Origin of the sequence: Bradyrhizobium sp. SZCCHNS3016 (assembly GCF_032484535.1) — a bacterium.
Classification (GTDB): Bacteria; Pseudomonadota; Alphaproteobacteria; order Rhizobiales; family Xanthobacteraceae; genus Bradyrhizobium.
In genome coordinates, this window is record NZ_JAUETE010000006.1 from 296,623 (window position 1) to 319,164 (window position 22,542).

Annotated in this window: 22 protein-coding genes; 20 read left to right on the forward strand and 2 right to left on the reverse strand. The window is 64.6% G+C overall.

Annotation, left to right across the window (positions count from 1 at the left end; all coding sequences use genetic code 11):
• Positions 1 to 103 precede the first annotated feature (103 nt).
• From QW881_RS14740 to QW881_RS14760, 5 genes are all read left to right on the forward strand, one after another.
• Complete coding sequence (locus tag QW881_RS14740) at positions 104 to 2,503, forward strand: TonB-dependent receptor (protein WP_316158509.1); 2,400 nt, start codon at positions 104 to 106, stop codon at positions 2,501 to 2,503.
• A 7-nt stretch (positions 2,504 to 2,510) separates the two neighbouring features.
• Positions 2,511 to 3,941, forward strand: a complete 1,431-nt coding sequence (locus QW881_RS14745) for a PepSY domain-containing protein (protein WP_315758969.1) — start codon at positions 2,511 to 2,513, stop codon at positions 3,939 to 3,941.
• 137 nt (positions 3,942 to 4,078) lie between these two features.
• A complete protein-coding gene (locus QW881_RS14750; RefSeq protein WP_315739609.1) occupies positions 4,079 to 5,674 on the forward strand; it encodes a HAMP domain-containing sensor histidine kinase in 1,596 nt (531 codons plus the stop codon).
• A 47-nt stretch (positions 5,675 to 5,721) separates the two neighbouring features.
• Positions 5,722 to 5,919 carry a DUF1289 domain-containing protein gene (locus QW881_RS14755; protein ID WP_315739608.1) on the forward strand — a complete coding sequence of 66 codons (198 nt, stop codon included), beginning with the start codon at positions 5,722 to 5,724 and terminating at the stop codon, positions 5,917 to 5,919.
• Positions 5,920 to 5,947: 28 nt separating this feature from the next.
• On the forward strand, positions 5,948 to 6,484 hold the full coding sequence (locus QW881_RS14760) for a TIGR02281 family clan AA aspartic protease (RefSeq protein ID WP_315758970.1): 537 nt from the start codon (positions 5,948 to 5,950) through the stop codon (positions 6,482 to 6,484).
• An 87-nt stretch (positions 6,485 to 6,571) separates the two neighbouring features.
• Here QW881_RS14760 and dusA read toward each other — a convergent pair whose 3' ends face one another.
• Positions 6,572 to 7,570, reverse strand: coding sequence for a tRNA dihydrouridine(20/20a) synthase DusA (gene dusA / locus QW881_RS14765; protein ID WP_315758972.1), 999 nt, complete (start codon positions 7,568 to 7,570; stop codon positions 6,572 to 6,574).
• A gap of 111 nt (positions 7,571 to 7,681) precedes the next feature.
• Between dusA and QW881_RS14770 the strand changes: the two genes are divergently transcribed.
• Together QW881_RS14770 and QW881_RS14775 are read left to right on the forward strand one after the other, a co-directional pair.
• Positions 7,682 to 8,314, forward strand: a complete 633-nt coding sequence (locus QW881_RS14770; protein WP_315758973.1) for a hypothetical protein — start codon at positions 7,682 to 7,684, stop codon at positions 8,312 to 8,314.
• A complete protein-coding gene (locus QW881_RS14775; RefSeq protein WP_315758974.1) occupies positions 8,301 to 8,741 on the forward strand; it encodes a site-specific integrase in 441 nt (146 codons plus the stop codon). The genes QW881_RS14770 and QW881_RS14775 overlap by 14 nt, the downstream gene beginning before the upstream one ends.
• A gap of 293 nt (positions 8,742 to 9,034) precedes the next feature.
• On the opposite strand, the gene QW881_RS14780 is transcribed toward QW881_RS14775, so the two are convergent.
• Positions 9,035 to 9,289: a hypothetical protein gene (locus QW881_RS14780; RefSeq protein ID WP_315759693.1), complete on the reverse strand. Its 255-nt coding sequence runs from the start codon at positions 9,287 to 9,289 to the stop codon at positions 9,035 to 9,037.
• Between the two features lie 527 nt (positions 9,290 to 9,816).
• Between QW881_RS14780 and QW881_RS14785 the strand changes: the two genes are divergently transcribed.
• From QW881_RS14785 to QW881_RS14845, 13 genes are all read left to right on the forward strand, one after another.
• Positions 9,817 to 11,316, forward strand: coding sequence for a BTAD domain-containing putative transcriptional regulator (locus QW881_RS14785; protein ID WP_315759694.1), 1,500 nt, complete (start codon positions 9,817 to 9,819; stop codon positions 11,314 to 11,316).
• Positions 11,317 to 11,509: 193 nt separating this feature from the next.
• Complete coding sequence (locus QW881_RS14790; RefSeq protein WP_315759695.1) at positions 11,510 to 12,766, forward strand: cytochrome P450; 1,257 nt, start codon at positions 11,510 to 11,512, stop codon at positions 12,764 to 12,766.
• Between the two features lie 80 nt (positions 12,767 to 12,846).
• Positions 12,847 to 13,926 carry a PEP/pyruvate-binding domain-containing protein gene (locus QW881_RS14795; RefSeq protein ID WP_315759629.1) on the forward strand — a complete coding sequence of 360 codons (1,080 nt, stop codon included), beginning with the start codon at positions 12,847 to 12,849 and terminating at the stop codon, positions 13,924 to 13,926.
• 43 nt (positions 13,927 to 13,969) lie between these two features.
• Complete coding sequence (locus tag QW881_RS14800; RefSeq protein ID WP_315759628.1) at positions 13,970 to 15,778, forward strand: PEP-utilizing enzyme; 1,809 nt, start codon at positions 13,970 to 13,972, stop codon at positions 15,776 to 15,778.
• Positions 15,779 to 15,835: 57 nt separating this feature from the next.
• A complete protein-coding gene (locus QW881_RS14805; RefSeq protein ID WP_315759627.1) occupies positions 15,836 to 16,438 on the forward strand; it encodes an HD domain-containing protein in 603 nt (200 codons plus the stop codon).
• A 17-nt stretch (positions 16,439 to 16,455) separates the two neighbouring features.
• Positions 16,456 to 17,901, forward strand: coding sequence for an aldehyde dehydrogenase family protein (locus QW881_RS14810; protein ID WP_315759626.1), 1,446 nt, complete (start codon positions 16,456 to 16,458; stop codon positions 17,899 to 17,901).
• Positions 17,898 to 18,515, forward strand: coding sequence for an HD domain-containing protein (locus tag QW881_RS14815; protein ID WP_315759625.1), 618 nt, complete (start codon positions 17,898 to 17,900; stop codon positions 18,513 to 18,515). Before QW881_RS14810 ends, QW881_RS14815 begins: the two co-directional genes overlap by 4 nt.
• Positions 18,512 to 19,273 carry an SDR family NAD(P)-dependent oxidoreductase gene (locus tag QW881_RS14820; protein WP_316158511.1) on the forward strand — a complete coding sequence of 254 codons (762 nt, stop codon included), beginning with the start codon at positions 18,512 to 18,514 and terminating at the stop codon, positions 19,271 to 19,273. The genes QW881_RS14815 and QW881_RS14820 overlap by 4 nt, the downstream gene beginning before the upstream one ends.
• 14 nt (positions 19,274 to 19,287) lie before the next feature.
• Positions 19,288 to 19,611 (forward strand): 2Fe-2S iron-sulfur cluster-binding protein, encoded by a 324-nt coding sequence (locus tag QW881_RS14825; protein ID WP_315759623.1) that lies wholly within the window; start codon positions 19,288 to 19,290, stop codon positions 19,609 to 19,611.
• Between the two features lie 395 nt (positions 19,612 to 20,006).
• Positions 20,007 to 21,491, forward strand: coding sequence for an aromatic/alkene/methane monooxygenase hydroxylase/oxygenase subunit alpha (locus QW881_RS14830; RefSeq protein ID WP_315759622.1), 1,485 nt, complete (start codon positions 20,007 to 20,009; stop codon positions 21,489 to 21,491).
• A 117-nt stretch (positions 21,492 to 21,608) separates the two neighbouring features.
• On the forward strand, positions 21,609 to 21,854 hold the full coding sequence (locus QW881_RS14835; RefSeq protein WP_009030997.1) for a toluene-4-monooxygenase system B family protein: 246 nt from the start codon (positions 21,609 to 21,611) through the stop codon (positions 21,852 to 21,854).
• Positions 21,847 to 22,227 carry a Rieske 2Fe-2S domain-containing protein gene (locus QW881_RS14840; protein WP_315759621.1) on the forward strand — a complete coding sequence of 127 codons (381 nt, stop codon included), beginning with the start codon at positions 21,847 to 21,849 and terminating at the stop codon, positions 22,225 to 22,227. Before QW881_RS14835 ends, QW881_RS14840 begins: the two co-directional genes overlap by 8 nt.
• A gap of 10 nt (positions 22,228 to 22,237) precedes the next feature.
• A complete protein-coding gene (locus QW881_RS14845) occupies positions 22,238 to 22,540 on the forward strand; it encodes an MmoB/DmpM family protein (RefSeq protein ID WP_315759620.1) in 303 nt (100 codons plus the stop codon).
• Positions 22,541 to 22,542: the final 2 nt, after the last annotated feature.

Here is a 22,542-nt window from a genome sequence, read left to right on the forward strand (position 1 = left end):
TAACATTACATATCTAGCGTTCTGCGTTAGCTCTGGTCCCGGTCACAAGAGCGCTGGAGGGGGCGCGGACACCGGCATGGCCGGACCGCGTGGGGGAATCGGAATGAGCATGCGGGACGTCCAGGGTTTGATTGCGTTGGTGGGACTCGTTGCGGAGGTCTTCTGCGCAGCTGTTCCGCTGGCCCGTGCGCAGCAGGCAGCAAATCCCGGCGTGAGGCCGGCGGCCGACACGCTGCTGCCGGACGTCACCGTCGATGCGCCGCGCCAGCGACAGGCTGCCGGCCGTTCGCCGTCACCGATCAGAACAGCCAGCGGGACGGTGCACCCCATGCCCCGAGGCACAGCGACGCCATCGCCGGCAGCCGCGCCATCGCCCCACGCGTCCGCCTCCCCAGCGGCGACGCCGCTCAACGGCAATGCGGCTCCGGCGGTCGGCGGCCGGCTGGGCCTGATCGCGCGCGAGGCGCCGGCATCGATCGAGGTCGTGGTCGCAGCGACTCTGCGCGAGCAGGGCTATCACACCACGATCGATGCGGTGAAAGGCGCCACCGGCGTCAGCGCCGGCGATGCGCCGAACGATGTCGGCTATGCCATGCGCGGCTTCCAGGGCAACCAGGTCAACGTCCTCTACAACGGCATCAACATCGGGCCGACCGGCTTCACCGCGCTGACGATGGAGACCTTCAACCTCGACCGGGTCGAGTTTCTCAAAGGCCCCTCCTCGCTGATCTCCGGCCAGGGCGCGGTCGGCGGCACCATCAACTTCGTGACCAAGGCGCCGCACACCGGACCGGTCCAGAACGAGGCTTTCATAGGCTTCGACCAGCGCGGCACGTTCCGCAGCGGCTTTGGCTCCGGGGGCAGCACCGCGATCGAGGGCCTGGACTATCGCTTCGATATCAGCCGAACGAAAGAGGTCGGCTTCATCGACGACACCGAGTTCAAGAACGTCCATGTCTCGGGCCAGCTCGACTACCGCCTGTCCGACAGTTTCAAGACCTTCTTTGCCGCCGAGTTCAAGGACTACAAGGCCAAGCCCTACGAAGGCACGCCGCTGGTGCCGGTCACCTACAGCGGCGCGAACGCGACCAGCGGCATCGTGTCGGGCACCAAGATATCCGCCTACAACGGCAGCGATCTCGGCGCCGTCACGATCGACGGCCGCACGCTGTCGACCAACTACAACGTCGTCGACGGCCACAAGACGATCAAGGAATCCTGGGTTCGCACCGGGTTCGAATGGAACCTCAGCAACGACGTCAGGCTGCGGAGCCAGATCTACAACTACAATGCCAGCCGCGACTGGTACAACAACGAGGTCTCGGCCTTCAACGCCGACACCGGCCGAGTCGATCGCGAGCGCTTCTTCGTCCACCACAACCATAACATGGTCGGCAACACCACCGACATGACCTGGAACGGAAGCATCTTCGGTCTCGCCAACCGCTTGGTCACCTCGGTCGAGAGCTCGCATACCGACTTCACGCGGCCGGGCGCTGCGAATTTCTTTCACGACACCGTGCCGCTGGTCGGATTCGACAGGGGCGTCTTTGGAACTCTGACGACACAGCTGCAGACCGCCACGATCGACAGCGTCGCCCTGAACCTCGAGGACCGGCTGAAGCTCACCGATACGTTCGCCCTGGTCGGCGGCCTGCGCTACAATCCGTTCACGCTCGATCGCAACTCGATCGACAGGAATGGCGCGGTGAAAAGTGGCTTCCCCTATTCGAAGAGCTGGCAGCCGGTCACCGGCCGCATCGGCTACACGTGGGAGGCGCTACCCGGCACCACCTTCTACAGCCAATATGCGACGGCCACCGACATCTCGGCCGACAGCATCTTCATCTTGAGTCCGACGCAGAACCTCGCGCTGTCCGACTCCCGCAGCTACGAGACCGGCGTCAAGCAGCTGCTGTGGAACGGGCGCGCGGAGTGGACCGCGTCGGCCTTCGACATCGCGCGCAACAACGTCTACAGCGCCCAGGCCGGCCAGCAGCTCAACCTCGCCGGCAAGGTGAAGTCGCAGGGCATCGAGGTCGCGGCCGCCGTGCGGCCGACGCCGGAGAGCAAGCTATGGGGCAACGTCGCCTATGTCCGCGCCCGCTATGCCGACTATGATCTCGTGGGCGGCGGCTCGTTCTCGGGCAACACGCCGCCTAACATTCCCGCCATCATCGTCAACGGTGGCGGCTCCTACCGCTTTCTCAATCCCGGCTGGTGGCCGGTCGAGCTCGGCTTCTCGGTTCGTCACGTCGGCGACCGCTGGAGCACCGATGCCAACACGGTGAAGCTAAACGCCTACACCACCGCCGACCTGTTCGCCTTCGTCGATCTGCCGAAGGTGCCGATGTTCGCCACCGCGACCAGCACGCGCCTCGCCTTGCGCATCCGCAACGTCACCGACAGGCGCTACGCGGCCTGGAGCGATCCGTTCTATCCCGACCAGATCTTCCTCGGCGCGCCGCGCACCTACGAGGTCGAGGCCTCGTTCAAGTTCTGATGACAGCATGATCCAGGCGCTGATCCTCATGCACCGCTGGTTGAGCATCCCGCTCGGTCCGCTGTTCGTGCTGTGGTTCGCGACCGGGATCGTGATGCACTACGTGCCATTCCCGGCGCAGACCGAGAGCGAGCGCTTCGCCGCGCTGCCGGTGCTCGACATCGCCGTGCCGCTGCGCAGTCCCGCGGAGGCCCTCGCCGCTGGTGGCATCGATCATCCCGCCCGCATCCGGCTGTTTCAGCGCGTGGATGGTCCGGTCTATGTCATCTCGGCCGCCGGCCGCAGCGCGGCCTTTCATGCCGACACGCTGGCCGCAGCCGACGTGAACGATCCCGGTCTCGCACTATCGGTGGCACGCGCAGCAGCCCAGCAACGCGGGCTCGAGGCCGATCGCGCCGCCATCGTGGCGCTGGACAGCTACGATCAATGGACAGTGCCGAACCGGTTCGATGTGCATCGTCCGCTGCACCGGATCGCGCTCCACGATCCCGACGGGACCGAGCTGTACGTGTCGTCGAAGACCGGCGAGGTCGTGCTCGACACGACACGCTTCGAACGCGCCTGGAACTACGTCGGCAGCGTTGTCCATTGGATCTATCCAACCGTCCTGCGCAAGGACTGGGCGGCCTGGAACGTCGTCGTGTGGTGGCTATCGCTCGCGGCCGTCATCGCCGCCGTGACCGGCGCCCTGCTCGGTCCGATGAGGCTGCGACCTCGCGAGGCGCGGCTGTGCTCGCGCTACCGCGGCTGGCACCTGTGGCATCATTGGACTGGTCTGCTCTGCATGCAGTTCGTGCTGACCTGGATGGTCAGCGGTTGGCTGTCGATGGACCATGGCAGGCTGTTCGCGACCGGCCATCTGACGCCGTCCGAGGAAGCCATCCTGGTCGGCACACCGGATTGGAGCCGCCTGACTGCGGTTGCACTCGCGGCGGTGCATGGCGAGGCTCGCGAGATCGAGTGGTTCGCCTTCGGCGGCCGCCTCCATCAGCGCACCCGGCGAGCGCCGGGCCAGCAGCAGATTTCGGTGCTGGACGGCGCTTCGGCAAGGATCATCGGACGCTTCCTGCAGCCGGCCGACGTCAATGCCGCAACGTCCCGCCTGGGCCACGATTGCGCGCGCTCGACCGAAGTCGAGCCGGGCGACGACTATCCGTTCGTCTCCGATGTGCCGGGCGCGCCGGTCCATCGCGTGATCTGCGGCGACACCTGGTATCATGTCGACGCCGCCTCCGGCGCGGTGCTCGAGAAGCTCGATCCGTCCCGACGCGCCTATCGGTGGCTCTATCAGGCGCTGCACACGCTCGACTTTCCGGCCCTGCTCGCCCATGCGGCGCTGCGCACGGTTCTCATCGTCGGCCTTTGCGCGATCGGCCTCGTCTTCAGCATCACGGGCGTGGTGATCGGCTGGCGCCGCCTGCGAATGAAGCTCCGCTGAGCCTCGCCACAATCGTTGATTTAACGCGCGGTTAACGCAAATTTTTCGTTGTCTATAATCCGTCTTAAGGATTTGGGCCCAGTTATAGACAATGCAGAAAGCAGCCCGTACCTCGCGGGCAGGATTTGTGTTGTTTGATGAGTAAACCCGCTGAAAAGCCTGAGGTCGTCGAGCTTCCGGCAGATCCGCCGGCGCTTGCACCGGCAAGCCAGCGCCGGGCCGCGCAGCAGCGGGTGCGCGAGGCGCGCGACCGGTTAACGTCGACATCGGGAACGCGTCCGGCCTTCGATCGCGAGCTGCTGCGCCAATACGCGCAGACCCGCATCTCCGCCTCCTACATCGTCGTGCTGCTGGTGGTCGCAACCGGCCTGATGCTGAGCGCCTGGCTCCATACGCTGGCGGCCGGCGCCTGGACGGCCGGCGTGCTTTGCATCCACGCTGCGATCGTCCGCAACTGCTCGAACTTTCTCGCCGACCAGCCGTCGATGGCGGCGACGCGGCGTTGGCGCACGCGCTTCGTGCTGCTCGACCTGCTCTACGGCGTGTGCTGGATGGCGATCCTGATCCACCCCGCACTCGCGGCGGTGTCAGGCACGCTGATGATGTTCCTGATGCTGCTGGTGATCGCCGTCTCCAGCATGCTCGCTGCCAACCTGCCCGTCGCAGCCGTCGCGGTCACCGCACCGGTCACGGTCGCGATCACCCTCAGCCTCGTGCTGTCGGGCACGTTCGACAATTACCTGCTGGCCGGATTCGCGGTCGCAGCAGAAGGCTATTTCGTGCTGCTCGCCCATCAGCTGCATTCGACCACGCTCGCCACGCTCGAAGCACGCGCCGAGAAGGACGCCCTGATCGGCGAGCTCGAGCAGGCCAAGGCGATCTCCGACGAGGCGCGCTACCGGGCAGAAGCGGCCAACGTTGCCAAGTCGCGCTTCCTCGCGCAGATGAGTCACGAGCTGCGCACGCCGCTGAACGCCATCCTCGGCTTTTCCGAGGTGATGAAGAGCGAGATCTTCGGAACGCACGCGGTGCCGGTCTACAAGGAATATTCGGCCGACATCCACAATTCGGGCGTCCACCTGCTCAACCTGATCAACGAGATCCTCGATCTCTCGCGCATCGAGGCCGGCCGCTACGAGCTCAACGAGGAAGCCGTGGCGCTCGTGCACGTGATCGCCGACTGCCATCATCTCCTGAAGCTGCGCGCCACGAGCCGCGGCATCACCATTCACGAGGTGTTCGAGCGGAAGATGCCGCGGCTGTGGGCGGACGAGCGCGCGATCCGCCAGGTCGTGCTCAACCTGCTCTCCAACGCCATCAAGTTCACGCCGCAGGGCGGCGACATCTGGCTCAAGGCCGGCTGGACGGCCTCGGGCGGGCAATATCTCAGCGTCAAGGACACCGGCTCGGGCATCCCCGAGAACGAGATTCCGATCGTGCTCGCCTCGTTCGGCCAGGGCTCCAACTCGATCAAGTCGGCCGAACAGGGGGCCGGGCTCGGCCTGCCCATCGCCAAGAACCTGATCGAGATGCATGGCGGCACGTTCACGCTGAAATCGAAGGTCCGCATCGGCACCGAGGTGATCGTCACCTTCCCGCCGGAGCGGGTGATGTCGGCGCTCGCTCCGCTGTCGGACGAGGCCCCGCCATTGCAGCCGGAGCATGCGATCGCCCCCGCTAAGGAGAAGCGCCGGGTGCGCAAGCCGATCATGAATGCCGGAACGGGACTGTGAGATGATTGCACTTGCACGACAGTGGCAGAACCTTTCAAACTCGCTCCATGAGCCAGGATACGCCCTGCATCGCCGTCTGCATGATCGACCCGAAGACGAAGCTCTGCTTCGGTTGCGGACGCACGCTGCCGGAGATCGCCCGCTGGGGCCGCATGTCGCGCGACGAGCGGCTGGCACTGATGGACGGGCTGCCTTCCCGCATGCACGACGCCGGCCTGCCCGCGCTGGCGCGTCGGCACGACTGAGCGCCTCCGTGCCGACGGGAGGCGCGGCATGAACAAGATCGCGCTCGTTCTCGTCACCATGGTGCTCACCGCGGGCGCCGTGATCGTCTACAAGGATCCCGAGCAGGCGGCGCTCGCGAGCGACACCGTGTCGGAGGTTCTGCGCAGCCGCGCGCTCAGAGCCAAGGCGAGCCCTCCGACCAACGCGGTCGAGATCGAGCGCACCAGAGGCGGTGAGTTCGCGTTGCGCGCCAAGATCAACGGCGTCACCGCGCCGATGGTGGTCGACACCGGCGCCACATCGGTGGTTCTGACCTACGAGACCGCCAAGGCCGCAGGCCTGCCGCTCGAACTGCTCGCCTACGACGTCGACGTCGAGACCGCCGGCGGTCACACCAAGGCGGCGCGCCTGACCTTGGACCGGCTTGCGATCGGCAAACTGGTGGAACGCTCGGTTCCGGCCTTGGTGGTGCCGCACGGCCAGATGAAGACCAATTTGCTCGGCATGAGCTTCCTCGACCGGCTGGAGCGTTGGGAAGTGCGCTCCGACCGGCTGATGCTGCACGGCTTTCCCGACCGCAGCTGAGGGGCAGCGCCTCGTTGCAGCCCTGCCGGAGGAGAATGCGCTCGCGCGACAGACCGTCACCGAGTTGCTGCCGCCGGCCTGATCCGCTCAGGCGAGCGCCGCAACCGCCGGACGATCCTCGACCATCGCGACCGCCTCGCGCAGCACCTCGATGCCCGCGTCCGGCTTGACGCCGCGTTCGGCAAGATGGCGGCGGAAGGCGCGCGCCCCCGGCACCGCATGATAGGCCCCGACGAGATGCCGCGTCATCGCGTGCAGCCGCGTGCCCTGCCCGAGCTGATGTTCGATATAGGGCTCCAGCGCCGCCAGCGCCTCTTGCATCGACAGATGCGGCGCGGCCTCACCGAACAGCATGGGATCGACATCGAGCAGCCGCCACGGCTCCTGATAGGCAGCTCGCCCGAGCATCACGCCATCGACATGCGCGAGATGACCTTGCGCAGCCTCGATGCTGCCGATGCCGCCATTGATGATGACGGGCACGTGCGGCAGCCTCGCCTTCAGCCGGTACACCCTGTCGTAGTCGAGCGGCGGGACGTCACGGTTCTCCTTCGGCGACAAGCCGTCCAGCCACGCCTTGCGCGCGTGCACGATCAGCGCGTCTGCGCCGCTGTCGACGACCGCGTCCGCCAGCATATCGAGTGCGATTTCCGGATCCTGATCGTCGATGCCGATGCGGCACTTCACCGTGACGGGAATGCGAACGGCGTGCTTCATCGCGGCGACGCAGGCGGCGATGAGCCCAGGCTCGGCCATCAAACAGGCCCCGAAGCGGCCGTCCTTCACCCGGTCCGATGGGCAGCCGACATTGAGATTGATCTCATCGTAGCCGAACTCCTCGCCGATCTTGGCTGACGTCGCGAGATCGCCGGGATCGGAGCCGCCGAGCTGCAGCGCCACCGGATGCTCGCTTCGATCGAAGCCGAGCAGCCGCTGGCGGTCGCCATGAATCACGGCGCCGGTGGTGACCATCTCGGTATAGAGCAACGCCCGGCGCGACAGCAGCCGATGGAACACGCGGCAGTGACGGTCGGTCCAATCCATCATGGGCGCCACGGCAAATCTATGTGATTGATATCGCTTCATTTTTCGAGCATATTCAATTCGTTAGGTCGCCTTGTGTGCACTCTATCCTACGCCACAGCGCGATGTTTTTTCCGGCTTTTCGCCGCCTCAGTGCACACGGAGCGCACACACGTGGCAACTTTCACCAGACTGAAATCCGGCTCTTGGAGAGCCCAAGTCCGACGAAAGGGAAAATATGTCAACGGGACGTTTCTCCGCCGAAAGGACGCCGACGAATGGGCCATCGATATCGAGCGGCGGATCGACCGCCAAGAACCGACATCGACGCAAAGGTCCCGCGACGTCCAACTCTTCGGCGATCTCGTCACGCTTCATCGTCAAGATCTAGCCGAGGTGGGAAAGAACATTGGTCGCTCCAAGACTGCGAGCCTCATCTCCCTGGACGAAAGACTTGGGCATCTTCGTCTTTCAGAGCTTGATCGAGAGCGGTTCATCAAATTTGGAAAGGAGCGCGCGCTGGAGGGGGCCGGCCCGGTGACGGTCGGGATCGATCTCGGATATATCAAAACGATTCTGTCTCACGCCGCCGCAGTACACGGCATCGCTGTGTCAACCGAACCACTCGACCACGCCCGGATGCTCTTCGACGTCTCGGGCTCGTCGGAAAAGGCGATGAGCGCAACCGCCGTCCCACGCAAGACGAACTCGATCGTATCATCTCAGCGTTCGAATCAACAATCGGCAACAAATTCCAGTCGGTCGTGTAGTCCGATTCGCGATCGCAACGGCTATGCGGCAAGATGAGATTGCGAGAGTCGAATGGCGCGACTTCGACGCCGACAATCGAATGCTCCTCATTCGAAATCGGAAAGATCCCCGAAGGAAGAATGGCAACGATCAGCGAATTCCCCTGCTGGATGTCTCAGGCTATGACGCGTGCAAAATTCTTGAGGAGCAAGGTCGCTTCTCGAACAGTCGAGAAGGCCGGATCTTTCCTTACAACGGACGATCCGTTGGAACGGCATTTCGCCGCCAGTGCCAACAATTGAAGATCGATGACCTACATTTTCACGATCTGCGCCATGAGGGAACGAGTCGTCTTTTCGAGGCAGGGTTTTCCATTGAACAGGTTGCACTTGTCACCGGGCACAAAGATTGGAAAATGCTGCGTCGCTACACGCATCTAAAGCCAGAGACTCTTCATTCCATTCGTTCGGTGCGGGTTGCCTGACAGGAACCGAAAACAAAAAAGAAAGTGATAAGTTCATCTGGAGTGGGGCGAACACGGCAATCAGCTTCGAAGGGTTTCGACAGTTGAACACTTAAAGGCGGGTTCGAACAACGGCAGCTCCAGGCGTGATTGAACTGAAATCGCTTTTCTGGACTGTCCGACTTGAAGCGGGCCCAAAGATCACTCCCTCACCCACGGGTTGGATTTAGTTTCTCTGCTGAAAACTCGCTGCAGGTCGGCGCGCCTGCGATCCAACATTAGGAGCCGCCCTCCTGAGGTATCGGGGGTTCGAGTCAGGGGAACGCTACCGCCTTTCCCCACACCAGCCGAACATACGATACTTCATCCAGTCCTTCGCTTGATTCATTCGGGTTACAGCCAGCCTCCGGCTTGGCCGTGCGTCGAGCGATGACGCGGGCTTGCACGATGATGTTGTCGAGCTTTCTGATGTCCTGCTCGGTCAGCCCCTGCAGGGAAGCTGAGGCGGCGACGTAGATCCGCAACGGCCGTCCGCGCAGCACCAGTAGCGCCCGGCCCAATGTCGACAAGCGGTAGTCGCGCCAACCGGCCGGTACGAGGAAAGAAAACCTCGACCGCGCGCAGCCCCTTGTCGGTGGGATACAGAATTCCCCTGTGCTCGCTCGCAAGCCCGAGCTCAAGCAGGTGCGCTTTCTTGAGCGATATTCCGAAGACGCTGCTGTCGGTCTGGACCGTTCCAAAAATTGCGCATCGATCGTAGCAGCTGGAAGATGGCTGACTTGGTGCGCGTCATGTCCGGATCCGGACAGCCGGCTTGCAAAGACGTTATCCGGGACGATCGTGAAACGAGCTCGCTATCGCTGTTGCAAGGCGGGGATCGGCTGACCTCCAATGGCCTCGGGGGGAGTCGTAGCCCTGCCATCTGGAACTATTAGGACTGCAGTTCGCGTCGCCGAATGCGCTCGAAATCCACGGAGAGAAGCACTTCAAGCTCGTAACGAGTGCTTGCGAACAGGGCCTTGCATGTTTCCAACGGCCACTCTTAGACTGGCTCCAGTCTGCCGCCTCCGATAGGAGTTGTTGCGGGTGGGTACCGATGGCTGAGAACAGTTGTGTCAACCTCGCCCATTTTGCGACGCAGCAAAGACTGCTTTTTGCGGACTTCTTCAAGCACTACCTCGCCGTTGCACGCCCCTCGCGGATCTTCGTGATTGCGGCGGACGCAAACGCGATTGCGGTGGCCGAAAGGCTTGCGAGGCGCGTCAACAAGGCCCGATGTGTCGAGGGCAAGAGCTTCGTCGACATGGCGCTGCTTCGGGTCCCGATCTCGTTCCGTGACGTCGCAGCCCAGATCGAGAAATGGGTCTCGCCAACCCGTGATCACGGCCCTGCCATGCTCGTCGTTGACATGAGCTGGGGCCTCGAGACCAACTCCGCGACCGCCAATTTCGAGGGCTGGCCGGCGCTTGCGGAGGCGCTCACCCGACAGTCCGTGCTCTCGATCGCCTCGCTTTACAACCGCCGGCTGCTGATCGACGAGCAGCTGCTCGTCGCTCTCCGCGGCCATCCGCAGATTCTCACCAGCGCCGGACTGGTCAGCAACCCACATTGGCTCCCGTCGCGGCTGCAGACACGCGGCGCGCTGCGCGAGCAGGTCGATTTCTGGCTTGGCGCGATCGCGCCGGAGCTGCGGATCGGAACGTCGGCGGCCGCGCTGCATGCCGCCGAAGGCGCCGATCCGATGTGGCTGCTGCGCCGATCGGCGGAGGAGCCTGGCGCGGTTCACCTCGACAGCCGCGACCGCTGGAAGATCCGTTGCTTCGGCCGTCTGCGGATCTATCGCAATGACGGCAGCCAGGTGAACTGGGACCCGCCGGGCGGCGCCACCCGCAAGACCAAGACGCTGTTCGCCTATCTGCTGCAGAAGGGCGGCCACGGCGCCAGCACCGACGAGCTCGCCGATCTGCTCTGGCCCAACGCCGACGACATCGAGGCAGCGCGCAACCGCCTGTATCACACCGTGCGCTATCTTCGGCTGGCGCTCGGCCAGCCGGACGGACGCGACGGCGGCCGCAACTACGTCCGGCGCGAGGGCTCGCGCTACGTGCTGGTGCCGCCGGAGCGCAGCTGGCTCGACATTTCGACCTTCGAGCAGCTGTGCCGGCAGTCCCAGGGACACATCAAGGCCGGCGCCAGCGACGAGGCGCTGATCTGCCTGCAGGCGGCAGATCGTCTCTACACAGGAGACCTGTTCGAGGACATTCCGGTCGAATATGCCGATGACGGCGAGCGCGACTGGTGCTGGAGCAAGCGCTATTGGCTGCGCGACATGTTCTTCAAGGTGCAGCGCGACGCGGCACGGATCTATCTCGAACGCAGCGACTACTCGGCCGCGCTCGCGCATTGCCAGAAGGCGCTCGCGATCGATCCGTTGTGCGAGATGGCACATGCCGAGGCGATGCAGGTGTTCAAGGCGCAGGGACGACGCGAGGCGATCGACCGCCAATTCAAGCTCTACCTCGACGCGCTCAAGCATTTCGACAACCGGCCGAAGAGCGCCTCGCTCCAGGAGCTGCATCGCAAGCTGACGGCTTGAGCCCCGCACGCTGGCCACTGATCGATCACGCGGCCTTGCCGGTTGCTCTCCGCAGCACGGCGGTCGCCCCGCCAAATTGACAATTTGTTTCAATTTATCATAGAGTTATCGACTAAAGAAAACCCAAAGGCCGCCGCTTAGAGTGAGCCCATAACAAACGGTGGCCGTCGAGGGCGGCGAATGGGAGGACCACATGCCAGGTTCGGCTGCTGAGCTGGCGCGATGCCCCTATCACGACGCCGCGAAGGACTTCGACCCGTTCGAGATGCGCGATCCGTTCCCGTTCTACGAATGGGCACGCGCCGAGGCGCCGGTCTTCTTCTCTGACGAGCTGAAATACTATGTCGTTGCACGTCACGCCGACATTAAGGCGGTGTTCGACGACTGGCGCACCTTCTCGTCGGAGAACGCACAGGCGCCCCTGCGCCCGATGTGCGAGAAAGGCCGGCGCATCCTGCGCGAGGGCGGCTTCACCGCCTATTCCGGCCTGTCAGCCCGCGTACCGCCCGATCACACGCGCATCCGCAAGCTGGTCCAGGGCTGCTTCGGACCACGTCGATTCAGGGCGATCGAGCCGGAAATCAAAGCCATCGTCAACCAGGCGATCGATGCCTTTGCCGGGCGCGGCCATGCCGACTTCTTCCGCGAGTTCGCTTATGACGTGCCGGCCCTGGTGCTGTTCAAATTAGTCGGCATTCCCAACATGGACGTGCCGCGCGTGAAATCCTGGGCGGTCAGTCGCGCGCTCCTGACCTGGGGCGATCTCAGCGACGACGAGCAGCTCGAGCACGCCCGCAACATGGTGGAATACTGGAACTACTGCCGCGATCTGGTGCGCCAGCGCCACGATCATCCGACCGATGATCTGCCTGGTGATCTGGTGCGGCTGCAGAAGGACGGCGCCGAGATCAGCGATGAGGAGATCGCCGGCGTGCTCTACAGCGCGCTGTTCGCCGGCCACGAGACCACGACGACCCTGATGGCAAACGGCATGCGCGAGCTGCTGCAGCGGCGCGAGAACTGGGAAGCCATCATCGCCGAACCGCAGCTGATTCCCACCGCCGTCGAGGAATCGCTGCGCTTCAGCCCATCGATCGTGGCGTGGCGAAGGCGCGCGCTGAAGGACGCGGAGATCGGCGGCGTGCCCGTGCCGAAGGACTCCAACATCCTGCTGCTGATCGGCTCCGCCAACCGCGACAAGGCGGTGTTCGCCGAGCCGGCCCGCTTCGACGTCCGGCGCAGCGATGCGAGGAGCCATCTGGCGTTCGGCTATGGCATCCATACCTGCGTCGGCCAGCAGCTCGCCCGCATCGAGTTCGCGATAGCGCTGGGAGAGCTGACACGCAGGCTTCCCGGCCTGCGACTGGCCGCGGACCAGACCATCGACTTCGTTCACAACATCTCGTTTCGCGTGCCGACGGCGCTTCGGATCGAATGGGACGTGGCCTGACGCGTCCCGTTCGTCTGACGCGCTTCACAAGTAACAACAAGCCCGGAAGCGATCCGGGTCACAAGGTGGGGAACAGACGCATGGGCGCCAACGCAGCCGCATCCTTCATCGTGCCGTTTGAAGCCGCGTGCGAGGCCGACTTCCCGCGCATCGGCGGCAAATGCGCCAGCCTCGCGCGCATGATCGCGCAAGGCGTGCGCGTGCCCGCAGGCTTTGCGGTCGCGACCGACGCCTATGCCCTGCATCTGCGCAGCAACGGGCTCGAGGCGACGATCAGCGAACGCCTGTCGCGGATCGTGCTGGACGATGTCGATGACGAGGAGAAGCTGTCGCACGAGATTCGCGACGTGATCATCACCCAGCCGATGCCCGGCGTGGTCGAGCAGTCGATCCGCGAGGCCTATCGCCGGATGTCGCCCAACGGCGAACTGCCGGTCGCGGTGCGCTCCTCGGCGACGGCCGAGGATCTGCCCGATGCCAGCTTCGCCGGCCAGCAGGACACCTATCTCTGGGTGGTCGGTGAGGACGCAGTGGTCGAGAAGGTCAAAGCGTGCTGGGCCAGCCTGTTCAATGCCCGCGCCATCTCCTACCGCGCCGAGAACGGGCTCGGCCAGATCGACGTGCTGATGTCGGTCGGCGTTCAGAAGATGGTCAATGCGTCAGCGGCCGGCGTGGCGATGACGCTCGACCCGATCAACGGCGATCGCACCAAGATCGTGATCGATGCCGCGTTTGGGCTCGGCGAGCCCGTGGTCTCCGGCGAGATCACGCCGGACAATTTCGTCGTCGAGAAGGTGCTGCTGCAGGTGATCAAGCAGCGCATCTCGGAGAAGGATTTCGAGCTGGTCGCCGATCGGGCGGCGCGGCGTACGGTCGAGCGCGTCATCGCGCCGGAGCGGCGTACCCTACCCTCTCTGACCAATGCCCAGGTCCTCGCCGTCGCCCGGCTCGCCAAATCGCTCGAGCGCAGCATGGGCTGCCCGCAGGACGTCGAATGGGCGATCGATGCCGATCTGCCGGACGACGAGAATCTGGTCGCGCTGCAGAGCCGGCCCGAGACGGTGTGGAGCCAGAAGAAGAAGCAGACGACAGCTGTCTACGAAACCGGCATTGCCGGCGTGCTGGGGACGCTGCTCGCCCCGGTCCAGGCCAAGCGCTGAGCATCACGACAAAGAACAACAGAGAGAACGAGGGGAAACGATCATGACGGCGCACGCGAAATTTCCGAGTCCCTATGACCTGAAGACGCCTGCGGGCGCCGAAGGCTGGGAGCGGCTCTATCCGTATTATCTGCAGTTCCAGAACAGCCTGCGCGACAAGGAGGACGGCAAGTTCTGGTTCTGCGATTCGCAGCACTGGCCGAGCCCGTTCAAGCCGTTCGATGCCGTCACCGTCGAGTTCGCCGTGAAGTGCCTCGGCCAATACAACACCCGGCATTATCTGATCCCGCCGGCCAACGGCGTCGAATACCGCATCCACAACGGCTATTGCTACATGAGCCCGGTCGCGGTCGCGCCCGAGCTGATCGGCGGCCGCGTGCCGCATTTCATGGAGCGCGCCGGCTACTACTTTCAGAACTGGGATCGCCTGCTGGCCAACTGGGACAAGAAGGTCCGCGCCAACATCGCCGACCTCGAGGCGCTGAATTTCGAGCCGCTGCCCGATGCCGTACCGCTCGACTGGATCACCGGCGGCGTCGGCCTCGACAACACTTATGCACTCACCGAGACCTACGACCGGGCGATCCAGCTGCTGTACAAGACCTGGCAGTACCATTTCGAGTTCCTGAATCTCGGTTACGCCGCCTATCTCGACTTTTTCAGCTTCATGAAGGGGCAGTTCCCGACCATTCCGGACCAGGCCATCGCCAAGATGGTGCAGGGCGTCGAGGTCGACCTGTTCCGCCCCGACGACGAGCTGAAGAAGCTCGCCAAGCTCGCGGTGAAGCTCGGCGTGACCGAGGCAATGAAGAGCGGCACAGTCGACGAAGCGCTGGCCGCAGTCGGTTGTGAACCGAACGGCGCCGAATGGCTGAAGGCTTGGAAGGAGGCGCAGGACCCCTGGTTCAACTTCACCTCAGGCAACGGCTTCTACTCGACCGACAAATACTGGATCGAGCATCTCGACATTCCGCTCGGCTACATCAGGGACTACGTCGTCCGCGTCCAGCGCGGCGAGGAGATCGACCGGCCCACGGAAGCCATCGCGCGCGAGCGCGACCGCATCACCTCTGAATATGCCGAGATGCTCGATGCCGACGCCCGCGCCGCCTTCGAGGGCAAGCTCGGGCTCGCCCGCACCGTGTTCCCCTACGTCGAGAACCACAATTTCTACATCGAGCATTGGTCGATGAGCGTGTTCTGGCGCAAGATGCGCGAGCTCGGCGCGATCTTCCGCGATGCCGGCTTCTGGAAGGACGCCGACGACCTGTTCTATCTCAACCGCCAGGAGGTCCGCGACGCGCTGTTCGACTACGGCAATGGCTGGGCGGTCGGCGCGCCGGCAATCGGCCCGACCTACTGGCCACCGGAGATCGAGCGGCGCAAGAAGATCCTCGCCGCGCTCGCGACGACGCCGCCGCAGCCCGCGCTCAACAATCCGCCCGATGTCATCACCGAGCCGTTTACGATCATGCTCTGGGGCATCACCACGGAAAGCATCGGCCGCTGGCTCGATGGCGCCGCGAACACGACCAAGCTGTCCGGCATGGCCGCGTCGCCCGGCATCGTCGAGGGGCGCGCCCGCGTGGTGCGTTCGGCCGACGAGCTCGGCCAGATCGAGCAGGGCGAGATCCTGGTTGCGCCGGTGACCGCGCCGAGCTGGGCGCCGATCTTCGGCAAGATCAACGCGATCGTCACCGACATCGGCGGCATGATGTCCCACGCCGCGATCGTGTGTCGCGAATACGGACTGCCCGCCGTCACCGGCACGGGGCGCGCCAGCTCCTCGATCAAGAACGGCCAGATGCTGCGCGTCAACGGTTCCACAGGCGAAGTCACCGTTCTCTCCTGACCCCCGAACCACGGAAGGCCGGCGATGCCGGCCTTCCCCGCCAGATGGGACATTGCAATGCTCGACAGGCCCGAGATCGGCAGCCGTTATGATCAGGTATGGCGCATCAGCGAGCCGTACATGCGCGCCCGCAAGAACGACGTTCATATCCCGCTGTCCTACGCCTATGCGCGCAAGCTGCTGGCGCATTATCCGGACGCCGACGAGGACATTGTTTCGCTTGCGATCATCCTGCACGACATCGGCTGGTACTCGATCGACATGACCGACATCATCGAGAAGGGTTTTGGCCCCAACATGATGCAGTCCGACGTGCGCTTCCTTCACGAGAGCGAAGGCGTCCGCATGTCGCGCGAGGTGCTGCAGCAGGCCGACTGGCCGGAAGCCGTCATCGTCGCAGTCGCCGAGATCATCGACGGACACGACACGCGCCCCTATCCGCGCTCGCTCAACGACCGGATCGTGCGCGACGCCGACAAGCTGTGGCGCTTCACCACCACGGGCGTAGCCGTCGCCTGCGACTGGTTCAAGATGACGCCACACCAATATGCCGCGCGCCTGACGGCGCAGTTCGCCCTGCTCGAGACCGAGGTCGGACGACAGATGGCCGAGGAGGCGCTGGCCAAGACCCGCGTTGCGCTCATGCTCGACCTGATCTGACCAGAGGGCCCGCGGCCATGGACATGTTCATCGATGGCCGCTGGGTTGCAGCCCTGAGCGGCGCGACCTTCGACGTGCTCGATCCCGCCATTGGCGAGGCCATCGACAGCGTTCCCAATGCCGGTCGTGCCGACGTCGATGCCGCGATCCGCTCGGCGGAGACGGCATTCCAGGCCTGGAAGGCAACCCCGGTCGCGGAGCGCGCACGCCTGCAGAAGGCCGCCGCGCGGCTAATGCGCGAGAACGCCGAGCAGCTCGGCCGTCTCTTGACCCGCGAGCTCGGCCGTCCGCTGGCGGGCGCCATCACCGAAATCCACCGCTCGGCCGAATTGCTCGAGGTTTATGCCGAGGAAGGCCTGGGGCTGCACGCGGAGATGCCGCTGACGGGTGTCGCCGGCGAGAAGATCATCGTCACCCGAGAGCCGGTCGGCGTGGTCATCGCGATCACGCCGTTCAACTATCCGGTGACCCTGCTCTGCTTCAAGCTCGGCGCGGCGCTGATGGCCGGCTGCACGGTCGTCGCAAAGCCCGCCGAGGATACGCCGCTGTCGACTTTGCGGCTCGCCGAGCTGTTCAAGACGGCGGGTTATCCCGACGGCTGCTTCAACGTCGTGACCGGCCGCGGCCCCGACATCGGCATGCAGATGATCGAGCATCCGGCGCCGCGCAAGATCGCCTTCACCGGCGGCACGCGGGCCGGCAAGGCGATTGCCGCGGCGGCCGCAGGGACGATGAAGCGCGTCACGCTCGAGCTCGGTGGCCAATGTCCAGCCATCGTCTGCGCCGACGCCGATGTCGGCGCCGCGGCGGCTGCGATCGCGCGTCACGCCTTCGCCAATTCCGGGCAGTTCTGCTACCGCGTCAATCGCGTCTATGTCGAGCGGGCCGCCTATGCGAGATTCCTCGATGCACTCACCGACAAGGTTCTGCAGCTCGACGTCGGCAACGGCCTGACCTCGACCTGCGCGCTCGGCCCCCTCGTCAACGAGAAGATCTATCGCAACAGCGAGCGGCAGATTGCCGATGCGCGCTCTCGCGGCGCGAGGCTGCTGACCGGCGGCGCAAGGCTGACGGGCGGGCTCTACGACAAGGGCTGGTTCCTGCCACCCACGGTCATCGCCGATGCCGATCCGGCCTCTCTCGTGATGACCGAGGAAACCTTCGGGCCGGTGCTCGGTGTCGCTCCCTTCGACGATCGCAAGGAGGCGCTGCGGCTGGCAAATGCGACAGTCTATGGCCTCGCCGCCTTCCTGTTCTCGCGCGATCTCGCGACCGGACTCACATTGGCCGAACGCCTCGAAGCCGGCTCGATCTGGGTCAACGACATCCAGCGCTCCAGCCAGCGCGCGCCGTTCGGCGGCGTCAAACAAAGCGGCATCGGCCGCGAGAAGGGCCGCTACGGCGTCGAGGAGTATCTCGAATACAAGACCATTTATCTCACCTACGACGCGGAGCTGCGATGACGCATTTTCTGCGCGACCAGGATCTGCCGATCTGGCTCGCCGCGCGGCCCTGGCTCGACGTGCGCTCGAACGACGAGCACACCCTGATTTCCTATCGGCTGGGCCAGGCGCTGCTGCGGATCCATCCCGAGGCGGACGCCTCCGTGGTGCTGCCCGCGATCCTCATGCACGACGTCGGCTGGAAGAAGTTCCCGCCGGAGCAGCTCGCCGCTGCCGTTGGTCCCAATCCGAAGTATCCCGAATTGCAGCGCGCCCACGAGATCGAAGGCGTGAAGATTGCGGCTGAAGCGTTCGGGCGGCTGGCGATCCCCGGCCTTCAGGTCGAGACCATCCTTGCCATCATCGACGGTCATGACACCCGCAAGGCCGCGATCTCGCGGGAGGATGCGCTGATGAAGGATGCCGACAAGCTGTGGCGCTTCACCGGCCACGGCGTCGCCACGATCGGCGGCTGGTTCGATACACAGCCGAAGGAGACGCTGGCGATGCTCGAGAGCTTCGTGCTGCCGTCGATGCTGACCGACGCCGGCACCAGCATGGCCCAGGCTCTGATGGCCGAGGGCATGGCCTCCGCCTACATGACCGACCTGCTGCATATCGAGGTGTCCGCATGAGCACGATCCAGCTGCATGGCAAGCGCGTGATCGTCACCGGCGCGGCCGGCGGGCTCGGCCGCGGTTTCGCCCTGGCCTTCGCCGCCGCAGGCGCGGAGGTCGTGACCGCCGACATCCGTCTTGGCGGGGTCGAGGACACCGCGCAGCTGATCCGCGACGCCGGCGGCAAGGCGCATGCCGCCGAGGTCGACGTCACGAGCGAGCATTCGACCGCAGCGCTGGCTCGATTCGCCGCCGCGCGCATGGGCGGCGTCGACGTTCTCGTCAACAATGCCGCGATCTATGCCGGGCTGGAGCGCCGCGGCTTCGAGGCGATCCCCGAAGCCGAGTGGGACCGAGTCATGCGCGTCAACGTCAAGGGCGTGTGGATGATGAGCAAGGCGGCCGCCCCCTTGATGCGACGGGCAGGCGGCGGCGCCATCGTCAATGTCTCCTCGGCGACCGTGATGAGCGGCTCGCCGATGTGGCTGCACTACGTGTCGTCGAAAGGGGCTGTGATCGCGATGACCCGCGCGCTGGCGCGCGAGCTCGGCGACGACAGGATCACCGTCAACGTCATCGCGCCCGGCTTCACACTCACCGAGGCCAGCCTCGGCCTGATGGAGAACGCCGCCGAATACGGCGTCTCGCGCGGCGCGCTGAAACGTGCAGCCGATGTCGACGACATGGTCGGCGGCGCGCTGTTCTTCGCTTCGCCCGCCGCCGCCTTCATCACCGGCCAGACCCTGATCGTCGACGGCGGCCGGCAGTTCAATTAGGGACGCGAACGCTCATGCCCAGTATCACCTTCATCGAGCCCGATGGCACCGTGCGGACGGTGGATGCCGAGCGCGACGAAAGCGCCATGCACGCGGCGAAGCGCAACGGTGTCGACGGCATCATCGGCGAATGCGGCGGCTCCTGCATCTGCGCCACCTGCCATTGCCACGTCGACGTCGCCTGGCTCGACCATATCGGCCCAGCGGGTGAGATCGAGGCCGACGTCCTCGAGTTCGAGGCCACGGACGTGCGGCCGGAGAGCCGCCTGGCGTGCCAGATCACGATCACCGACGCGCTCGATGGACTGACGTTGCGCGTCGTCGGCGGCAGCCGCTGAGTCCAAAGGCAGCGCTGGCCTGCTCCTCTCCTCCACACAACCGGCTTATGACGCGCCCCGAGCTGCTCGCTCGAGCAGGTCGACGCGTCGATTCGGCGCCACCGATCCATCATTCCGCATCGCATCATCTCGTGAGTGATGCCGCAGCATCGCTGCGGTCGCCTGCACTTGAATCGCAGCTTGCGCGCCGCCGATCGCTGCTCGGGACGACCTAAAGAAAAACCAAAGGACGCGTCCTACACTGGAGCACATAACATCGAGCGACGACCGATCAGTCCTAAGGCAACAGATCGTACGCCCGACAGCAGCCGCACAAGGATCGCCCGTTCAAGGGCGGCGCAGCGGCCGCAACGAAGAAGAACGAACGCGACCATCAAGCTCGGGAGGAGCAACGCATGCCGAAGCTGCAGCGGCGGGACTATTACGACACAGCCCGCGACATGAACTGGGTCTTCTCCTATGTCAGCGAGGACGAGGTCTTTCCCGAGGAGCTCTCCAAGAGCTTCGGCATCCATGGCGAGCAATGGTGGGGCTGGGACGAGCCGTACAAGCTGACCTATCGCGAATACGTTCACAACCAGGCCGGCAAGGACGACGGCATCTATTCGATCCGCTCGACGATCGCGCGCTCCAATTTGTATGACAATCTCGACGCCGGCTGGAAGTCGGCGATCAAGGCGCATTACGGGGCGATTCCGGTTCCGGAATATTTCGCCTCAATCGGCGAGGCACGCATGGCGCGATTCGGCCGTGCCGCCGCCTGGCGCAACATGGCCGCGTTCGGCACCCTCGATGAATGCCGCCACGGCCAGGCGCAGATCTACTTCCCTTATTGCCTGCTGGCGAAGGACCCGCAGTTCGACTGGGCGCACAAGGCGATGCACACCAACGAATGGGGCGTGATCGCGGCGCGCAGCCTGTTCGACGACATGTTCACCGCCAACGACGCGGTGTCGACGGCGATCCAGCTGACCTTCACCTTCGAGACCGGCTTCACCAACCTGCAATTCCTCGGCATGGCCTCGGACGCGCTGCACGTCGGCGACATCGAGTTCGGCGCGCTGATCTCCTCGATCCAGACCGACGAGGCGCGGCATTCGCAGCAGGGCGAGCCGACGCTGAAGATCATGATCAACAACGGCAGGAAGGCCGAGGCGCAGAAGATGGTCGATCAGATGTTCTGGCGATCGTGGAAGCTGTTCGCGCTGCTCACCGGCATCTCCATGGACTACTACACGCCGCTGGAAAGCCGGACAATGTCATTCAAGGAATTCATGCAGGACTGGATTTGCCGGCAGTTCATGGACCAGTTCAAGGACCTCGGCATGAACGTGCCATGGTACTGGGAGGAGCACTTCCTGCCGGAGCTCGACTGGATCCATCACGCCTATCACATGGGCGTCTGGTTCTGGCGGCCGACCGTGTGGTGGAATCCGGACGCCGGCGTGTCGGCCGCCGAGCGGGACTGGCTGGAACAGAAATATCCCGGCTGGAACGACCGCTTCGGCAAGCTGTGGGACGTGATCGGCGACAACGTCCGTACCGGCCAAATCGAGAAGACCTATCCGGCGACCTTGCCGATCGTCTGCAACTGCTGCCACATCCCGATCTGCAGCCCGAGCATCGGCAAGGCGCCGAGCATCACCACGCATAACGGCCGCAAGCTGAACTTCTGCTGCGAGATCTGCGAGTGGGTGTGGAAGAGCCAGCCCGAGCGCTACGGCACCCATCTCTCGATTGTCGACCGCTTCCTCGCCGGCCACATCCAGCCGCCGACGCTGGAAGGCGCGCTGCAATACATGGGCATCACACCCGACGTCGCCGGCAACGACGCCCAGGCCTACGCCTGGAACGGCGCATCCCGCCTCGCGGCGGAGTGACCCGGGCGCCACCCGCGGCCGGCATGGCCAAAGGCGCCGCTCACGAGCGACGCAGCTGACCGACACAATCCCAGACAAGCAACCAATCAAGACAAACAACCAATATGGGAGGCAAGCGTGGCCCTGTTCCCGCTCCAAGCCAATTTCCGGGGTGACTTCGTCGTCCTGCTCATCCCGGTCGACGACGGTGACGACATGAGCATCGTGGCCGACAAGGTCGCACAGCACGCGGTCGGACTGCGTGTCGCCGAGAAGAGCGCGCCGAAATGCGTCTATTACAACGGCCGCGAGTTGCCCTCGTCGATGACGGTCGCGCAATCCGGCATCCAGCCGATGGATTGGATCGAGGTGGCCTATGTCTGACGATGCCGGCTTGACGTGGCGCCAGGTCGCCACCCTGGACGACCTCTGGGAAGGCGACTTCCTCGGTGTCGAGGTCGACGGCGAGGAGGTAATCGTGGTGCATCTGCCGGGCGGCGAGCTGCGCTGCTTCCAGGGCATGTGCCCGCATCAGGAAATCCTGCTGGCCGACGGTAAGGTCGATTTCGAAGCCGGCACCATCACCTGCTCGGCCCATGAGTGGGAATTCAGCATGGATGACGGCCGCGGCCTCAACCCGCGCGACTGCCGCCTCTTCCGCTATGAGGTGAAGAGGGATGGCGAAGCCATTCTCGTCGGCGTGCCGCATGATGGCCGGCTGCGCCGCCTGCGCCATAAGACCGAACAGGACGCATAGGACAAAGCTCATGACCACGACAGCAGCACCGAAACTGGTCGGGCCCGTCATCCGCGGCGTCGACGAGGACATCATCGACGCCGTCATCGCGGCGAGCGAGCAGGACAATCCGGACGTCGAGATCGTCGTCGAGGACCGCGGCGGCTACGTCCGCATCCAAGCCGACCGGAGCTTCCGTCTGACGCAGAAGAGCATGCAGGCGGCGCTGGGGCGGCCATTCCGGCTGGCCGAGATCGAACCGAGCCTGGTGTCGTTCGGCGGCCGGCTGGAATCGATGGACGACGCGTGGGTCTGGACCATCCACACAGCATAAAT

Coding starts and splice junctions, on each gene's coding strand:
- QW881_RS14760 (WP_315758970.1), top strand. CDS start 5,948: ATGAACAAGATCGCGCTCGTTCTCGTCACCATGGTGCTCACCGCGGGC.
- QW881_RS14815 (WP_315759625.1), top strand. CDS start 17,898: ATGACGCATTTTCTGCGCGACCAGGATCTGCCGATCTGGCTCGCCGCG.
- QW881_RS14775 (WP_315758974.1), top strand. CDS start 8,301: ATGCGGCAAGATGAGATTGCGAGAGTCGAATGGCGCGACTTCGACGCC.
- QW881_RS14840 (WP_315759621.1), top strand. CDS start 21,847: ATGTCTGACGATGCCGGCTTGACGTGGCGCCAGGTCGCCACCCTGGAC.
- QW881_RS14750 (WP_315739609.1), top strand. CDS start 4,079: ATGAGTAAACCCGCTGAAAAGCCTGAGGTCGTCGAGCTTCCGGCAGAT.
- QW881_RS14795 (WP_315759629.1), top strand. CDS start 12,847: ATGGGCGCCAACGCAGCCGCATCCTTCATCGTGCCGTTTGAAGCCGCG.
- QW881_RS14805 (WP_315759627.1), top strand. CDS start 15,836: ATGCTCGACAGGCCCGAGATCGGCAGCCGTTATGATCAGGTATGGCGC.
- QW881_RS14830 (WP_315759622.1), top strand. CDS start 20,007: ATGCCGAAGCTGCAGCGGCGGGACTATTACGACACAGCCCGCGACATG.
- QW881_RS14755 (WP_315739608.1), top strand. CDS start 5,722: ATGAGCCAGGATACGCCCTGCATCGCCGTCTGCATGATCGACCCGAAG.
- QW881_RS14790 (WP_315759695.1), top strand. CDS start 11,510: ATGCCAGGTTCGGCTGCTGAGCTGGCGCGATGCCCCTATCACGACGCC.
- QW881_RS14845 (WP_315759620.1), top strand. CDS start 22,238: ATGACCACGACAGCAGCACCGAAACTGGTCGGGCCCGTCATCCGCGGC.
- QW881_RS14820 (WP_316158511.1), top strand. CDS start 18,512: ATGAGCACGATCCAGCTGCATGGCAAGCGCGTGATCGTCACCGGCGCG.
- QW881_RS14785 (WP_315759694.1), top strand. CDS start 9,817: ATGGCTGAGAACAGTTGTGTCAACCTCGCCCATTTTGCGACGCAGCAA.
- QW881_RS14745 (WP_315758969.1), top strand. CDS start 2,511: ATGATCCAGGCGCTGATCCTCATGCACCGCTGGTTGAGCATCCCGCTC.
- QW881_RS14800 (WP_315759628.1), top strand. CDS start 13,970: ATGACGGCGCACGCGAAATTTCCGAGTCCCTATGACCTGAAGACGCCT.
- QW881_RS14810 (WP_315759626.1), top strand. CDS start 16,456: ATGGACATGTTCATCGATGGCCGCTGGGTTGCAGCCCTGAGCGGCGCG.
- dusA (WP_315758972.1), bottom strand. CDS start 7,570: ATGAAGCGATATCAATCACATAGATTTGCCGTGGCGCCCATGATGGAT.
- QW881_RS14825 (WP_315759623.1), top strand. CDS start 19,288: ATGCCCAGTATCACCTTCATCGAGCCCGATGGCACCGTGCGGACGGTG.
- QW881_RS14740 (WP_316158509.1), top strand. CDS start 104: ATGAGCATGCGGGACGTCCAGGGTTTGATTGCGTTGGTGGGACTCGTT.